15 protein-coding genes and 1 tRNA gene are annotated in these 13,389 nt (G+C 58.0%); 3 read left to right on the forward strand and 13 right to left on the reverse strand.

The genetic code is table 11. The features are described from left to right. Positions 1 to 977: 977 nt before the first annotated feature. The 3 genes from HU750_RS12370 to HU750_RS12380 all read right to left on the reverse strand — a co-directional run bounded on the left by HU750_RS12370 (position 978) and on the right by HU750_RS12380 (position 3,702). A complete protein-coding gene (locus tag HU750_RS12370) occupies positions 978 to 1,433 on the reverse strand; it encodes a lysozyme inhibitor LprI family protein (RefSeq protein ID WP_186679941.1) in 456 nt (151 codons plus the stop codon). Between the two features lie 75 nt (positions 1,434 to 1,508). After that, complete coding sequence (locus HU750_RS12375; RefSeq protein WP_186679944.1) at positions 1,509 to 1,976, reverse strand: lysozyme inhibitor LprI family protein; 468 nt, start codon at positions 1,974 to 1,976, stop codon at positions 1,509 to 1,511. A gap of 697 nt (positions 1,977 to 2,673) precedes the next feature. Next, complete coding sequence (locus HU750_RS12380; RefSeq protein ID WP_186679947.1) at positions 2,674 to 3,702, reverse strand: hypothetical protein; 1,029 nt, start codon at positions 3,700 to 3,702, stop codon at positions 2,674 to 2,676. 217 nt (positions 3,703 to 3,919) lie between these two features. Between HU750_RS12380 and HU750_RS12385 the strand changes: the two genes are divergently transcribed. After that, entirely contained in the window at positions 3,920 to 4,180 is a 261-nt protein-coding gene (locus tag HU750_RS12385; protein ID WP_186680082.1) for a hypothetical protein, read from the forward strand. A 77-nt stretch (positions 4,181 to 4,257) separates the two neighbouring features. Here HU750_RS12385 and HU750_RS12390 read toward each other — a convergent pair. The 9 genes from HU750_RS12390 to thrS form a co-directional block, all read right to left on the reverse strand. Then, a tRNA-Pro gene (locus HU750_RS12390) sits at positions 4,258 to 4,334 on the reverse strand. A 99-nt stretch (positions 4,335 to 4,433) separates the two neighbouring features. Beyond that, on the reverse strand, positions 4,434 to 4,790 hold the full coding sequence (locus HU750_RS12395; RefSeq protein ID WP_008100384.1) for a MerR family transcriptional regulator: 357 nt from the start codon (positions 4,788 to 4,790) through the stop codon (positions 4,434 to 4,436). Next, on the reverse strand, positions 4,771 to 5,073 hold the full coding sequence (ihfA, locus tag HU750_RS12400) for an integration host factor subunit alpha (RefSeq protein WP_003250679.1): 303 nt from the start codon (positions 5,071 to 5,073) through the stop codon (positions 4,771 to 4,773). Before ihfA ends, HU750_RS12395 begins: the two co-directional genes overlap by 20 nt. 4 nt (positions 5,074 to 5,077) lie before the next feature. Next, positions 5,078 to 7,459, reverse strand: coding sequence for a phenylalanine--tRNA ligase subunit beta (gene pheT, locus HU750_RS12405; RefSeq protein ID WP_186679960.1), 2,382 nt, complete (start codon positions 7,457 to 7,459; stop codon positions 5,078 to 5,080). 33 nt (positions 7,460 to 7,492) lie between these two features. Continuing rightward, complete coding sequence (pheS, locus tag HU750_RS12410) at positions 7,493 to 8,509, reverse strand: phenylalanine--tRNA ligase subunit alpha (protein WP_027596148.1); 1,017 nt, start codon at positions 8,507 to 8,509, stop codon at positions 7,493 to 7,495. 109 nt (positions 8,510 to 8,618) lie between these two features. After that, positions 8,619 to 8,975: a 50S ribosomal protein L20 gene (gene rplT, locus HU750_RS12415; RefSeq protein WP_003250671.1), complete on the reverse strand. Its 357-nt coding sequence runs from the start codon at positions 8,973 to 8,975 to the stop codon at positions 8,619 to 8,621. Positions 8,976 to 9,003: 28 nt separating this feature from the next. Continuing rightward, entirely contained in the window at positions 9,004 to 9,198 is a 195-nt protein-coding gene (rpmI, locus tag HU750_RS12420) for a 50S ribosomal protein L35 (RefSeq protein ID WP_008100408.1), read from the reverse strand. Between the two features lie 60 nt (positions 9,199 to 9,258). Next, positions 9,259 to 9,810 (reverse strand): translation initiation factor IF-3, encoded by a 552-nt coding sequence (gene infC / locus HU750_RS12425; protein ID WP_016487884.1) that lies wholly within the window; start codon positions 9,808 to 9,810, stop codon positions 9,259 to 9,261. Beyond that, positions 9,810 to 11,732: a threonine--tRNA ligase gene (thrS, locus tag HU750_RS12430; protein ID WP_186679974.1), complete on the reverse strand. Its 1,923-nt coding sequence runs from the start codon at positions 11,730 to 11,732 to the stop codon at positions 9,810 to 9,812. The genes infC and thrS overlap by 1 nt, the downstream gene beginning before the upstream one ends. Before the next feature lie 334 nt (positions 11,733 to 12,066). Between thrS and HU750_RS12435 the strand changes: the two genes are divergently transcribed. Both HU750_RS12435 and HU750_RS12440 read left to right on the forward strand, forming a co-directional pair. Beyond that, the gene (locus tag HU750_RS12435) at positions 12,067 to 12,369 is read left to right on the forward strand and encodes a hypothetical protein (protein WP_186679977.1); all 303 of its coding nucleotides are present in this window, start codon (positions 12,067 to 12,069) and stop codon (positions 12,367 to 12,369) included. 162 nt (positions 12,370 to 12,531) lie between these two features. Beyond that, complete coding sequence (locus HU750_RS12440; protein ID WP_027596145.1) at positions 12,532 to 12,744, forward strand: cold-shock protein; 213 nt, start codon at positions 12,532 to 12,534, stop codon at positions 12,742 to 12,744. Positions 12,745 to 12,805: 61 nt separating this feature from the next. On the opposite strand, the gene HU750_RS12445 is transcribed toward HU750_RS12440, so the two are convergent. Further along, entirely contained in the window at positions 12,806 to 13,123 is a 318-nt protein-coding gene (locus HU750_RS12445) for an I78 family peptidase inhibitor (protein WP_027596144.1), read from the reverse strand. Between the last annotated feature and the right edge of the window lie 266 nt (positions 13,124 to 13,389).

Genomic DNA, 13,389 nt, shown 5'->3' on the forward strand with positions numbered 1-13,389 from the left:
CGACTATTGAGGTGTACGTTAGGAAGGTTGGAATCTCATGTTGCAGGCATGGCACAGCCAGGTACGACGCCACTCTTCGTACTGATCATATTGCACAACGTTGTGCCGCCAGTGCCGCACAAATCCGATCACACCGATGGTGATGAACGTGACACCAATGAAGAACCTGGTCCAGTCCACTTCCCAGGTCAATTTAAGCCCATCGTAGAGGATGATGCCCCCCACCACTGTAAGCACTATCGGGCCACGCAGACGTTTAGCGCCTGGAGGTGCGACGCTAGCGCTCAGATTAGTCTGCTGGCGCCCGGTTGTTTCAACCGTTACACGCGGCCCGAATCCTGAGTGCGCCTCATGAGTGGCTTGGAAATGAGAGGTTCCGGCGGCATGAATGACAGAAAGAAGCTGGACGTTTTGACCCTGACAGTGTGGGCAGGTGATGGCATTTTGACTTACCACAAATTCAGTCCTTTGAGATGGTAGAGGCGCGAATTTTAAACTAATTCTGAATATCCGTGCGCTCACATGGAGTTACGTTTCCCTGTGCGGTGAGCGCGATACATGTAGTTACGCCTAACCGCTGAAAAATCAGATTTAGCCCCTTTCTTGTAGGGCATTTCCCAAAGATACTCGCGACGCCTGTTTTTCGTTGCGCACGCAAAACGTGAGTCATAGTCTCGGCCTGTCGCTGCCAATCGGCGATACGGTTTTGACAGACCGTGGGTCACTGAGTGCATGTGCAATGCCAGTTATGGCAGCTGTGCGTGGGGCACCTTTGTGTGCGCCGGGACTCTCAGTACCCTCGGTCTGTCAACCCACACACAGTTGCCACCCTTCCGTTTGACTGCATCGCCCCTACACACAACTGCTCTTCTAGATCTTTGACGCTAACGTGTACTTGCCGCTTGATCCATTTCTCGCCCAGCGTTGAGAAAAAGCGCTCGACCAAATCTACACTAAGGCGCAGAAGTTGGCAGGGTTCACCACTCGTCCAAGGCGTGCAGTCGCTGAATTTGATGCTTATACTCACATATCAGTTGATAGGTAGTGCTAGCGGTCCCTGTTGTTTGCGCGGCAACTACACCACAATCCTCCCTGACATACTGCTCCCACGCATCTTGCGCCTTCGGCAACATGGCCGGGACATCTTTCGGGAGCCAGTCCTTGTTTGCGTAATCCTGAGCAGTAGCAAACTTCTCCCGGTATTTCTGTGTCACCGCATCTTTAGCCGTTTGCAGCATCAAATACGCGCAACGTCCCGAGCCCCATTTTTTGACCGTTTCCGAACCGTTCAAACAGCTCTGCCAATCGGACTCCAGCTTCGCCGCGAACTGGCGCACCGCCGCATCCAGTGCTTCCTCTCGGCCGACATCAGCATGGGCCGCATCCATTACCAGCAACGACCCCACACAGATCGCAGTAATCAAACTCCTCACTGGCCTCACTCCTTGAGGTGAAAATTCGCCGGCTGCATCGTGCCTGAGAAGCACGTTGTATCCCAACTAATATTACTACCAACCGTCGAGTGCACGCAGTCGCTGGAGCGCGTGTTTGTACTCACACAAAAGTGCATTGGTAGACCGAGCGGTTCCAGCTACGCTCTCTTCGTAAATCCCATCACAATCAGATTTGACATATTCCTTCCACCGTACCTGAGAAGCCTTAAGCATGGCAGGGACTTTCTCATAAGATGAAAATATGTCAGGCCTCTCAGTCATTTGCTGAGCCTTAACCAGTTTTTCCTGGTACTTAACCTCCACTTTCTCGTTACTTGTGCGCACCATCGCGGAGAGACACATGTCGCTATCATTCGTAGTGTGCACGTCTGGTCTACTTAGGCACTGCTGCCACACCGCCTCCACCTTTGCTGCGAACTGACGGACCGCATCATCCAGCTCTTCCTCGCGGCCAACATCAGCATGGGCAGCACCCATCACGATCAACAACCCTATGCAGATTCCTTGAAACAACCCTTTCACGCGCCTCACTCCTTGAGATGTCTATTAGGGACTGCATATTGCTGCAAAAAGAGATTGCGCACTACCAAGCGGCGTCCATTTACTTGTAGCGCAGCTACGGCGGTGCTCGATTCAGGGCCTCGGCAGCCTGGTTAGCAGTAGTCGCGGCCTTCCGGGACAGCTCATCTACGCGCTTGTCACGCTCGGCCATAGCGGCCTCATGGGCTTTGCAGATCTGGGCCATCGGGCCGCCCTATTGCGCCCCGCTAATCCGAACCGGCGTAGATCCTCAAGAGTAATAAAACTGCCCTTGTCGTTGTAGAACTCTTTGAGCTTGCCTTGGCGCAGAAGCTTGCCGCGCTCCGGCCCGAGGATCTCGTCCTGACGCACTGCCGATTGCTTCCCGTTCCATTCGGCATAGGTGGTCGACTCCGGCACCTGGCCGTCCCTACTCGCCCGCGTTGCGCCAGCGCTGACTCCGGCGCGGCCGGCCAGCGCCTCAACGCTTATCGTGCAGCTCTGGTGGCCAAGCGCTGAAGAACCCTATGATTCCCGGCATCATTACGTAGATCCAGTGCTTGCCAGGGTATACGCAGATACCGACAGCCCAGATAGCGTGACTCAACTCTAGCCCAATCAGAATCGCGCCACCCCGGCGAGGGCGGCGCCCTCAGTCGAAATTGCCTTGCCGCAGATCACGACCAAAAAATGGGGGGGTTCAAGGGCTCAGGGTGAGGAATAGAAGTTTCCCGCTCCGATTACCCGTGCGGACCACCTGCAAGGTCACCAATTTGCCGTTGCTCAAGGCCTGAATGCCCTCGTTCTCGACGGTGTCAGCATGAATTCCCATCGCTGATAGCTGTGAAACCAGGGCCTCAGGGGCAATGTATTCCGACTTGACGATCTTGCCGTGCCGGTCAAACAGGTTCACGCCGAAATAGTGGTACGGGGTTGCCTTCATGCGCGACGACCAATAGCCGCCCATGGTCATTGCATAGCCGTTATCTGTTACCGCGAAACCCTGGTGCTTGGGTAGATTGAGCTGCTCGGAGTTTCGGTAGCCGGAGTACTGCGGCGCAAAATTCACGTTCCGAACGTGTTTGAAGCTGCTGTCGAGCACCGAGTACTGGCCGCGGCTCTGCCCAAGCGCGTCTTCCGGCGTCTTGAACTTTTCGACATACCACTCGCCACCTTTGTGATAGAAACTTTGGGCAACGTTGCTTGCAACCGCCTCAAGCTTTTGCGTGGTGCCGAAACCGGATTGATCATCTACAAAACGATAGCGCGTGAGGGCGCTATCGGATCGCAGGAAGGCTACATCACCCCCCTCTTCCTGGGTCACTACAAGGCCCTCGGACACCGAGGCCTGAGGCTCAGGAATGATGTAGGTCGAGAGCAATTCACCAGAGCTCCACCGGTACTTCTCAATCACGGCGCGAGCAGGCCGGCCATTGGAGTACCGCAGAACGTACAGCAGGTCACGTTGCTCATCGATTTCAAAGCCTTGTGGGTACGTGAATCGAACACCAAGACGCTGAACCGTCTCCTGATAGCTTTGGGACTTGAAGTCCAGCGCTTTCAAGATTGAAAAGTTGGGCTCCGCATGGGTCGCCACCGACGCCTCGAACGCGCTCATGATTTGAGAATGGGCAGCGATTGCCGCAGCCGAGCCCGCCTGAGCATGGCTAAACGAGCTGACGAAGATTGTGCTGACGCCGATGAGTAACAATCTCGAAAGAGTCGCCATGTTCTGTTTCTCCTTCATGAGTATCGAAAAGCGCCGCATCCCACGCTGGAAACCTCAGCGATCCGTAACACGCCACTGTGCCACAACCCCTTGTTGCTCCCGTAGCAGCCTCTGGATTGCCTTCCGTTGGGCAGCCAGCGCGTTTGGCAGTTCAGACAACCTTTCCTATCGACGATAACGCCACCCCAGCGAGGGCGGCGCATGCATGGAGAAAGCTATGATTGAAGCCACCGAGAAGCAGCTCGGCCTGCTCTGGCTCACCCTTGGCTTGTGCGCTGAATGCTCAGACCGACACAGCATCAGCCGCAGCCACTTCCTCACAAGCCCGGGCTACGAGGACTCGAACAACCTTGACGTGCTGGTGGCGACCGGCCTGAACAAGCGGGCGGAGAAAGATGGCCAGAAGATCGCGGGGCATACGACTGACGGTATGACCAGGAACTACCAGAAGCTGGATAGTGGCGAATTCGCCGGATAGTTTTGCGCCCATTTTGCGCAGAGCCGCCCATAAAAAAATCCAGTCACCGCGAAGTGACTGGATTTTTTAGGGATTTTTGGTCGGGACGGAGTGATTCGAACACTCGACCCCTTGCACCCCATGCAAGTGCGCTACCGGGCTGCGCTACGCCCCGACTCTATTCTCGATACCGCTGAGAACGTTGAAGAATCTACCCTAACCTTTTGATAAATGAAAGCTTTTTCTCAAAAAAATTTCCATCCGTCGGAGCGGATCACTTCTTCAACACCACCAACACATCCTCCAACTCAACAATCATCTGCCGAATCAGTTGCTTGTACTGGCTTGACTCATCCTTCACCTCATCACTGGAGAGCCGCAACCGCGCCCCGCCAATGGTGAACCCCTGGTCATACAGCAGCGCTCGAATCTGGCGGATCATCAGCACGTCCTGCCGCTGGTAATACCGCCGATTCCCCCGCCGCTTCACGGGGTTCAACTGAGGGAACTCCTGCTCCCAATACCGCAGTACGTGCGGCTTTACCGCGCAAAGCTCGCTGACTTCACCAATGGTGAAGTAGCGTTTGCCCGGTATGGGGGGCAGTTCGTCGTTATGGCTTGGTTCCAGCATAGGCCTCAACCCGGGCCTTCAACTTCTGCCCTGGACGAAAGGTGACGACGCGGCGAGCGGTGATCGGGATCTCTTCCCCTGTCTTGGGGTTGCGGCCCGGCCGCTGGCGTTTGTCGCGAAGGTCGAAGTTGCCGAAACCGGACAGCTTGACCTGCTCGTTCTCTTCAAGTGCGTGCCGAATTTCTTCGAAAAACAGCTCGACCAACTCCTTGGCCTCACGCTTGTTAAGCCCCAGCTCCTCGTACAGCCTTTCGGCCATCTCAGCTTTCGTCAGAGCACCCATGCCGTTATTTCCTTAACGTGGTGTTCAACCTTTGTTCGAGCGAGGTGAGGATATTTTGCAGGGTAACGTTCACCTCATCGTCGTTAAGAGTGCGCGATGGATGCTGCCAGGTCAAGCCGACGGCCAGGCTTTTTCTATCAGGATCAATGCCTTTACCTTGGTAGACATCAAACAGCCTGAGGTCTGTGAGCCATTCGCCTGCATTGTCACGAATTAATTCAAGCACCGCGTTAGAAGCTACATCACGTCCTGCAATCAACGCCAGGTCACGACGGGTTTCTGGGAACTTGGACAGTTCGCTGAACTTCGGCAGGCGGCCTTCGACCACCTCACCCAATACCAGCTCGAACAGGAACACCGGGCGATCCAGGCCCAGAGCTTTGGCAAGCTCGGGGTGAATGGCGCCGAGGTGGCCGACGGGCTTGCCGTCGCGTTCGATGAGGGCGGTTTGGCCTGGGTGCAGGGCGGGGTGTTTGCCGGCGCTGAAGGTGAAGTCGCTCAGCGCGCCGGAGTAACCCAGCAGGGCTTCCACGTCGGCTTTGACGTCGAAGAAGTCGATGCCGTCGCGGCCGTTGGCCCAGCCTTCTGGCAGGCGGCTGCCGGTGACGACGCCAGCGATCATCGGTTGCTGCTCGAGGTTACCGAGCTGGCCGACGAAGCGCAGGCCGCTTTCGAACAGGCGTACGCGGTCTTGCTGGCGGTTGAGGTTGTGCTGCAGCGCCTTGACCAGGCCCGGCCACAGGGACGCGCGCATGGCGGCCATGTCGCTGGAGATGGGGTTGGCCAGCAGCAGCGGCTCGACGCCAGGGGTGAACAGCTCGAACAACTTCGGGTCGATGAAGCTGTAGGTGATGGCTTCCTGGTAGCCGCGGGCGACCAGCAGGCGGCGCAGGTTCGGCAAGTCACCGCGGGTTTCCGGCTTGCCCTGGGGCGCGAGGCGCGCCTGTGGGTAGCGGACCGGCAGGTTGTTGTAGCCGTACAGGCGGGCCAGCTCTTCGATCAGGTCGACTTCCAGGCTGATGTCGAAGCGGTGGCTTGGGACGTTGACGGTCCACTGCCCTGCCCCGTTCGCCGTGGTGGTCAGCTCCAGGGCGTTGAGCAGTTGCTCGACCTGGGCGGCTTCCAGCTCCATGCCAAGCATCTGGGTGATGCGTTCGGCGCGCAGTGTTACCGGGGCGACGTTCGGCAGGTGCTGTTCGCTGACGGCTTCGACGATCGGGCCGGCTTCGCCGCCGACGATTTCCAGGATCAGCGCGGTGGCGCGTTCCATGGCTTCGCGGGCCAGCTGCGAGTCGACGCCGCGCTCGTAGCGGTGCGAGGCATCGGTGTGCAGGCCGTAGGAACGGGCCTTGCCAGCAACGGAGATCGGCTCGAAGAAAGCGCTCTCGAGGAACAGGTCGCGGGTTTTTTCGGTGTTGACGCCGCTGTGCTCACCACCCATGACGCCAGCAATGGCCAGGGCGCGGGTGTGGTCGGCGATGACCAGGGTATCGGCACGCAGGGCGACTTCCTGGCCGTCGAGCAGGACGAGTTTTTCGCCCTCTTCGGCCATGCGGACGCGGATGCCGCCGTTGATTTCGGCAAGGTCGAAGGCGTGCATCGGCTGGCCGAGTTCGAGCATCACGTAGTTGGTGATGTCGACGGCGGCGTCGATGCTGCGCACGTCACTGCGGCGCAGGCGTTCGACCATCCACAGCGGGGTCGGCTTGGACAGGTCGACGTTGCGGATAACGCGGCCCAGGTAGCGTGGGCAGGCAGCCGGGGCAGTCACTTCGACCGGGCGCACTTCGTCGTGGGCAGCCGGTACAGCCGGGACGACTGGGCGGGTGACCGGGACGTTGTACAGGGCGCTGACATCGCGGGCCAGGCCGGCCAGGGACAGGCAGTCGCCGCGGTTCGGGGTCAGGCCGATTTCGATGCTGGCGTCGTCCAGGCTCAGGTACTGGCGAATGTCTTCGCCAACCGGGGCGTCATCCGCCAGTTCCAGCAGGCCGTCGTTTTCTTCGCTGATCTGCAGCTCGGCCGCCGAGCACAGCATGCCGAACGACTCGACGCCGCGCAGCTTGGCCTTCTTGATCTTGAAGTCACCTGGCAGTTCGGCACCGATCATGGCGAACGGGATCTTGATGCGCGGGCGCGCATTGGGGGCGCCGCAGACGACCTGGAAGGTTTCCTGGCCGTTGCTGACCTGGCAGACGCGCAGCTTGTCGGCGTCCGGGTGTTGCTCGGTGGCGAGGATTTCGCCCACGACGATGCCGCTGAACTGGCCGGCAGCGGGGGTCACGCTGTCGACTTCGAGGCCGGCCATGGACAGGCGGGCGACCAGTTCGTCACGGGAGACTTGCGGGTTTACCCAACCGCGCAGCCACTGTTCACTGAATTTCATGCTGTTCTCCTGAAAGTTGCGTCGGGCATTGACCTAGCGGAATTGCGCGAGGAAGCGCAGGTCGTTGTCGAAGAACAGACGCAAATCGTTGACGCCATAGCGCAGCATGGCCAAGCGCTCGGCGCCCATGCCGAAGGCGAAGCCCTGGAATTCTTCAGGGTCGATGCCGGACATGCGCAGCACGTTCGGGTGGACCATGCCGCAGCCCATGACTTCGAGCCAGCCGGTCTGCTTGCAGACGCGGCAGCCTTTGCCAGAACACATCACGCACTGGATGTCGACTTCAGCGGACGGCTCGGTGAAGGGGAAGAACGACGGGCGGAAGCGCACAGCCAGTTCTTTTTCGAAGAAGACGCGCAGGAATTCTTCGATGGTGCCCTTGAGGTCGGCGAAGTTGATATCGCGATCGATCAGCAGGCCTTCGACCTGGTGGAACATCGGCGAGTGGGTGATATCCGAGTCGCAGCGGTAGACGCGGCCCGGGCAGACAATGCGAATGGGCGGCTGGCTGGACTCCATGGTCCGCACCTGCACCGGCGAGGTGTGGGTGCGCAGCAGCATGTTGGCATTGAAATAGAAGGTGTCGTGCATCGCCCGCGCCGGGTGGTGGCCGGGGATGTTGAGCGCTTCGAAGTTGTGGTAATCGTCTTCGACCTCTGGGCCTTCGGCAATGCCGTAGCCGATGTGGGTGAAGAACTGCTCGATGCGCTCGAGTGTACGGGTAATCGGGTGCAGGCCACCGGTGGTCTGGCCACGGCCTGGCAGGGTCACGTCAATGCATTCGGCAGCCAGGCGAGCGCTGAGCTCGGCTTCTTCATAGGCGGCCTTGCGTGCGTTGAGCACCTCGGTGACGCGTTCCTTGGCATCGTTGATCAGCGCGCCGACTTTTGGCCGCTCTTCGGCTGGCAGGTTGCCCAGGGTCTTCATCACCTGGGTCAGCTCGCCTTTCTTGCCGAGATATTGAACCCGGATCTGTTCCAGGGCATTGATGTCTTCAGCGCGCTCTACGGCCTCAAGGGCTTGCGAGACCAGCGCATCCAGGTTTTCCATGTACAGACTCCAGATACGAAAATAGGGGAAGAGCTTTGAAGGCTCTTCCCCTATCGATGACGTTCAATGCCCGGCGACGCTAGCGCCGCCGGGTGATTGTCGCGGGTACTTAAGCCAGAACGGCTTTAGCTTTCTCGACAATCGCAGCAAACGCCGCTTTTTCGTTCACTGCCAGATCGGCCAGAACCTTACGGTCGATTTCGATCGACGCCTTTTTCAGGCCAGCAATCAGACGGCTGTAAGACAGACCGTTGGTGCGGGCACCGGCGTTGATACGAGCGATCCACAGTGCGCGGAACTGACGCTTCTTCTGGCGACGGTCACGGTAGGCGTATTGACCGGCCTTGATGACAGCCTGCTTGGCTACGCGGAATACGCGCGAGCGTGCACCGTAGTAACCTTTAGCCAGTTTCAGAATTTTTTTGTGACGCTTACGAGCGATAACGCCGCGCTTTACACGAGCCATGAGTAACTTCCTCTATCTTTGACCAGAATTAACGAACGCGCAGCATGCGCGCGACTTTCGCGACGTCAGACGGGTGCAGCAAGCTGCTACCACGCAGTTGACGCTTACGCTTGGTCGACATTTTGGTCAGGATGTGGCTCTTGAAAGCGTGCTTGTGCTTGAAGCCCGAAGCTGTTTTCAGGAAACGCTTCGCAGCACCGCTCTTGGTTTTCATTTTTGGCATGTTGGAACTCCGCATTCGATAAAATTACACATAATCATCAGGCCTGCCGTGCCCGGGAGATTACTTCTTTTTCTTGGGGGCGATGACCATCATAAGCTGGCGTCCTTCCATCTTAGGATGCTGCTCAACGGTGCCGTATTCAAGCAGGTCATTTTCAACCCGCTTCAACAGCTCCATGCCCAGCTCCTGGTGGGCCATCTCACGACCACGGAATCTCAGAGAGATCTTGGCCTTGTCCCCATCGGTAAGGAAACGTACCAGGTTGCGTAGTTTTACCTGGTAATCCCCATCCTCCGTCCCTGGACGAAACTTGATTTCTTTGATCTGGATCTGCTTCTGGTTTTTCTTGGCTTCGTTAGCCTGCTTCTTCTTTTCGAAGAGGTGCTTGCCGTAGTCCATGACCTTGCAGACCGGCGGTACCGCGTCTGCAGAGATTTCCACCAGATCCAGCTTCGCTTCATCAGCGATACGCAGCGCTTCATCAATCGAGACGATGCCAACCTGCTCGCCGTCTGCGCCAATTAACCGAACCTCGCGGGCCGAGATATTCTCGTTGATCGGGGCCTTCGGTACAGCACGTTTATCGTTTCTCATTTCACGCTTAATAGTCATTACTCCGATTCTTGGCGACCACGCCGGGAAACCGCTTGTGTCAGGAGCTCAGCGAATTGCGCGACGGGCATGGAGCCCAGGTCTGCGCCTTCGCGAGTACGCACAGCGACGGTTTGCGTTTCGACTTCGCGGTCCCCTATAACCAAAAGGTACGGGACCTTGAGCAAAGTATGCTCGCGGATTTTAAAGCCGATCTTCTCATTTCTCAAGTCCGACTTGGCACGGAAACCGCTACCGTTCAGAGATTTCTCAACCTCAAGGGCGAAATCGGCCTGTTTGTCGGTGATATTCATGACCACTGCCTGGGTCGGCGCCAGCCATGCCGGGAACACACCCGCGTAATGCTCGATGAGCATGCCGATGAAGCGTTCGAACGAACCGAGGATGGCGCGGTGCAGCATTACCGGGCGCTTGCGGCTATTGTCTTCGGCGATGTAGCTGGCGTCCAGACGCTCTGGCAGGTTCGGATCGTACTGCAGGGTACCACACTGCCAGTTACGGCCGAGGCAGTCGCGCAGGGTAAATTCGATCTTCGGACCGTAGAACGCGCCCTCGCCCGGCTGGTATTCCCACTCCAGGCCAGACTCGTTCAGGGCATCGGCCAGGGCGCCTTCGGCGCGGTCCCACAGCTCTTCAGAGCCCACGCGCTTGGCTGGGCGGGTCGAGAGCTTCATGGCGATGTCACTGAAACCGAAGTCCTTGTAGACGTCCAGGGTCAGCTTGATGAAGTCGGCGGCTTCTTTCTTCACCTGATCTTCGGTGCAGAAGATGTGCGCGTCGTCCTGGGTGAAGCCACGCACACGCATGATGCCGTGCAGGGCGCCGGACGGCTCATTACGGTGGCAAGCACCGAACTCGGCCAGGCGCATCGGCAGGTCGCGGTACGACTTCAGGCCCTGGTTGAACACCTGCACGTGGCACGGGCAGTTCATCGGCTTGACCGCGTAGTCACGGTTTTCCGACGACGTGGTGAACATGTTCTCGGCGTAGTTGGACCAGTGGCCGGAACGCTCCCACAGAATACGGTCAACGACCTGCGGGGTCTTGATTTCGAGGTAGTTGTTATCGCGCTGAACCTTGCGCATGTACTGCTCGAGCACCTGATAGACGGTCCAGCCGTCCGGGTGCCAGAACACCATGCCTGGGGCTTCCTCCTGCAGGTGGAAGAGGTCGAGCTGCTTGCCGATCTTGCGGTGGTCGCGTTTTTCGGCTTCTTCGATGCGCTGGATATAGGCGGCCAGCTGCTTCTTGTCAGCCCAGGCGGTGCCGTAGACGCGTTGCAGCTGCTCGTTCTTGGCATCGCCGCGCCAGTAGGCGCCGGACAGCTTGGTCAGCTTGAATGCCTTGAGGAAGCGCGTGTTCGGCACGTGCGGGCCACGGCACATGTCGACGTATTCTTCGTGGTAGTACAGGCCCATGGCCTGTTCATCCGGCATGTCTTCGACCAGGCGCAGCTTGTAATCTTCGCCACGGGCCTTGAACACGTCGATGACTTCGGCGCGCGGGGTCATCTTCTTGACGACGTCGTAATCCTTCTCGATCAGCTGCAGCATGCGCTTTTCGATGGCGGCCATGTCTTCTGGGGTGAAGGGGCGCTCATAGGCGATGTCGTAATAGAAGCCTTCGTCGATCACCGGGCCGATCACCATCTTGGCGGTCGGGTACAGCTGTTTCACCGCGTGGCCGATCAAGTGGGCGCACGAGTGACGAATGATCTCCAGTCCCTCTTCATCTTTAGGGGTGATGATCTGCAGGGTGGCGTCGTGGGTGATCAGGTCGCAGGCGTCGACCAGCTTGCCGTCGACCTTGCCGGCCAAGGTGGCCTTGGCCAGGCCGGCACCAATAGAGGCGGCGACTTCAGCTACGGATACGGCGTGATCAAACGAACGTTGACTGCCATCGGGAAGAGTAATAGTGGGCATGGCGCCTCCTCTCCTAGTGGTGACCCCTACCAAAGGTCACGTGGGTTGGGATGAGCCAGTACAAGATCCGCGCTGTCTTTCTCGAGAGAAAGCCTGCCTCACAGTGGCAGAAGCCTTTCGGCTTACCAGGGGCGAACCAGAGTGACTGGAAGGTAAAAAACAGGTGAGCTGCACGTTGTCAGCTACAAGCCGAGCATGCTAGCACGCGGGGTTGGGCACGATGCAGAAATATTTGGAAATTACACAACCGGGGTGAACTTACGCGGAAAAATTCCTATCAGACTTTGGGAAGCATCCTACTCTTGATGAGACCTAAACCAAGGAGTGTCTGGTTATGAGATTTCCGTCTCTTCTGGCCCTGAGCGTTGCTGGCGCCCTGCTGCTGCCGGTTGCGGCCAACGCGGGTTCGTTCCCGGCTGGCGCGAAGCAAAACTACATGTCCCAGTGCACCAAGGTCGCCTCTGGCCAGGGCCTGGACGCCAAGGCGGCGCAGCAGCACTGCACCTGTGGCGCAACAGCTATCGAAAAGAACTTCAGCGATGACGAGATCAAGGACCTGAACAGCAGTGATGGCGTGGACGCCAAACTGATGCAGAAAGCTCAAACGGTTGTTAAGCAAGCATGCACGAAGGGCTGAAACCATAAAGCGGGGGTTCGCCACCCATTGTTTGCGCTGGATCAACATCTGGCGAACGTAAAAGGCGCTAGATGCGCAGAATTAGACTATGATGTTGCCGGTGCTTCGGAGCCTCGGCAACATCGCACCACTGAAAAAATCAAATGTCTGGAGATTCACCCCATGTCCAATCGCCAAAACGGCACCGTCAAATGGTTCAATGATGAAAAAGGCTACGGCTTCATCACCCCACAAAGCGGCGGCGACGACCTCTTCGTACACTTCAAGGCCATCGAATCTGACGGCTTCAAGAGCCTGAAAGAAGGCCAGGCTGTTTCCTTCGTGGCCGAAAAAGGCCAGAAAGGTATGCAGGCTGCACAGGTTCGTCCGGAGTAATTCGGACAGCTGTAAAAAAACCCGCCCAAGTGGCGGGTTTTTTTATGGGGTTCGCAACGGCTTAGCCGCAGTTGACGCGGGTTACCACACCTTGCTCATCCACATTCAGGTTAAGGCGCTCGGAGCGGTACTCCAGGGTCACCACGTCGTGCGGCTTGAGAATACGCGCCATCTGCGAACCACTGGCCTTGCGGGCCTGCTCCAGCAGGTCTGGGCTGCCCGGCTTGCCAATGGCAAAATCGGCACCGCTGGCTTCGCAGCGACCGTCGTTGCCTGCCGGTGCGGCAGGCGCACTGCCAGCAGAATTGCCACCGGTACTGCAACCAGCCAGCACAGCAGCCACCGCCAGGGTCGCCAGGTAAGCACGGGTACGGAACATGAATCCTCCTAAAATCGATCTGGGCACTGTCTGATCCGACAGCTGCGCGCATTGTTTGTTGCAAAACCGCACAAGTCTGCCTGAACATGCCGGTGGAGGCGAAATGCAATCGTGACTGGATTTTGCACAATACGCTTGGTTTGCCGCGCAAAGCTTTTTATTCTTATGTCGCAGAGTCATTGACGCAAAGGCATGATTTACTGCAAGAAGTGGAGCGCGCCGTGCCTCCCTCGAACATCAGGATCCGGTGTTCGCCCCTTCGTCCC

It is taken from the genome of Pseudomonas sp. SWRI50, assembly GCF_014269095.1.
Taxonomy (GTDB): Bacteria; Pseudomonadota; Gammaproteobacteria; order Pseudomonadales; family Pseudomonadaceae; genus Aquipseudomonas; species Aquipseudomonas kermanshahensis.

Coding starts and splice junctions, on each gene's coding strand:
- pheT (WP_186679960.1), bottom strand. CDS start 7,459: ATGAAATTCAGTGAACAGTGGCTGCGCGGTTGGGTAAACCCGCAAGTC.
- rpmI (WP_008100408.1), bottom strand. CDS start 9,198: ATGCCAAAAATGAAAACCAAGAGCGGTGCTGCGAAGCGTTTCCTGAAA.
- HU750_RS12445 (WP_027596144.1), bottom strand. CDS start 13,123: ATGTTCCGTACCCGTGCTTACCTGGCGACCCTGGCGGTGGCTGCTGTG.
- ihfA (WP_003250679.1), bottom strand. CDS start 5,073: ATGGGTGCTCTGACGAAAGCTGAGATGGCCGAAAGGCTGTACGAGGAG.
- HU750_RS12435 (WP_186679977.1), top strand. CDS start 12,067: ATGAGATTTCCGTCTCTTCTGGCCCTGAGCGTTGCTGGCGCCCTGCTG.
- HU750_RS12395 (WP_008100384.1), bottom strand. CDS start 4,790: ATGCTGGAACCAAGCCATAACGACGAACTGCCCCCCATACCGGGCAAA.
- rplT (WP_003250671.1), bottom strand. CDS start 8,975: ATGGCTCGTGTAAAGCGCGGCGTTATCGCTCGTAAGCGTCACAAAAAA.
- HU750_RS12385 (WP_186680082.1), top strand. CDS start 3,920: ATGATTGAAGCCACCGAGAAGCAGCTCGGCCTGCTCTGGCTCACCCTT.
- HU750_RS12380 (WP_186679947.1), bottom strand. CDS start 3,702: ATGGCGACTCTTTCGAGATTGTTACTCATCGGCGTCAGCACAATCTTC.
- thrS (WP_186679974.1), bottom strand. CDS start 11,732: ATGCCCACTATTACTCTTCCCGATGGCAGTCAACGTTCGTTTGATCAC.
- HU750_RS12440 (WP_027596145.1), top strand. CDS start 12,532: ATGTCCAATCGCCAAAACGGCACCGTCAAATGGTTCAATGATGAAAAA.
- infC (WP_016487884.1), bottom strand. CDS start 9,810: ATGACTATTAAGCGTGAAATGAGAAACGATAAACGTGCTGTACCGAAG.
- pheS (WP_027596148.1), bottom strand. CDS start 8,509: ATGGAAAACCTGGATGCGCTGGTCTCGCAAGCCCTTGAGGCCGTAGAG.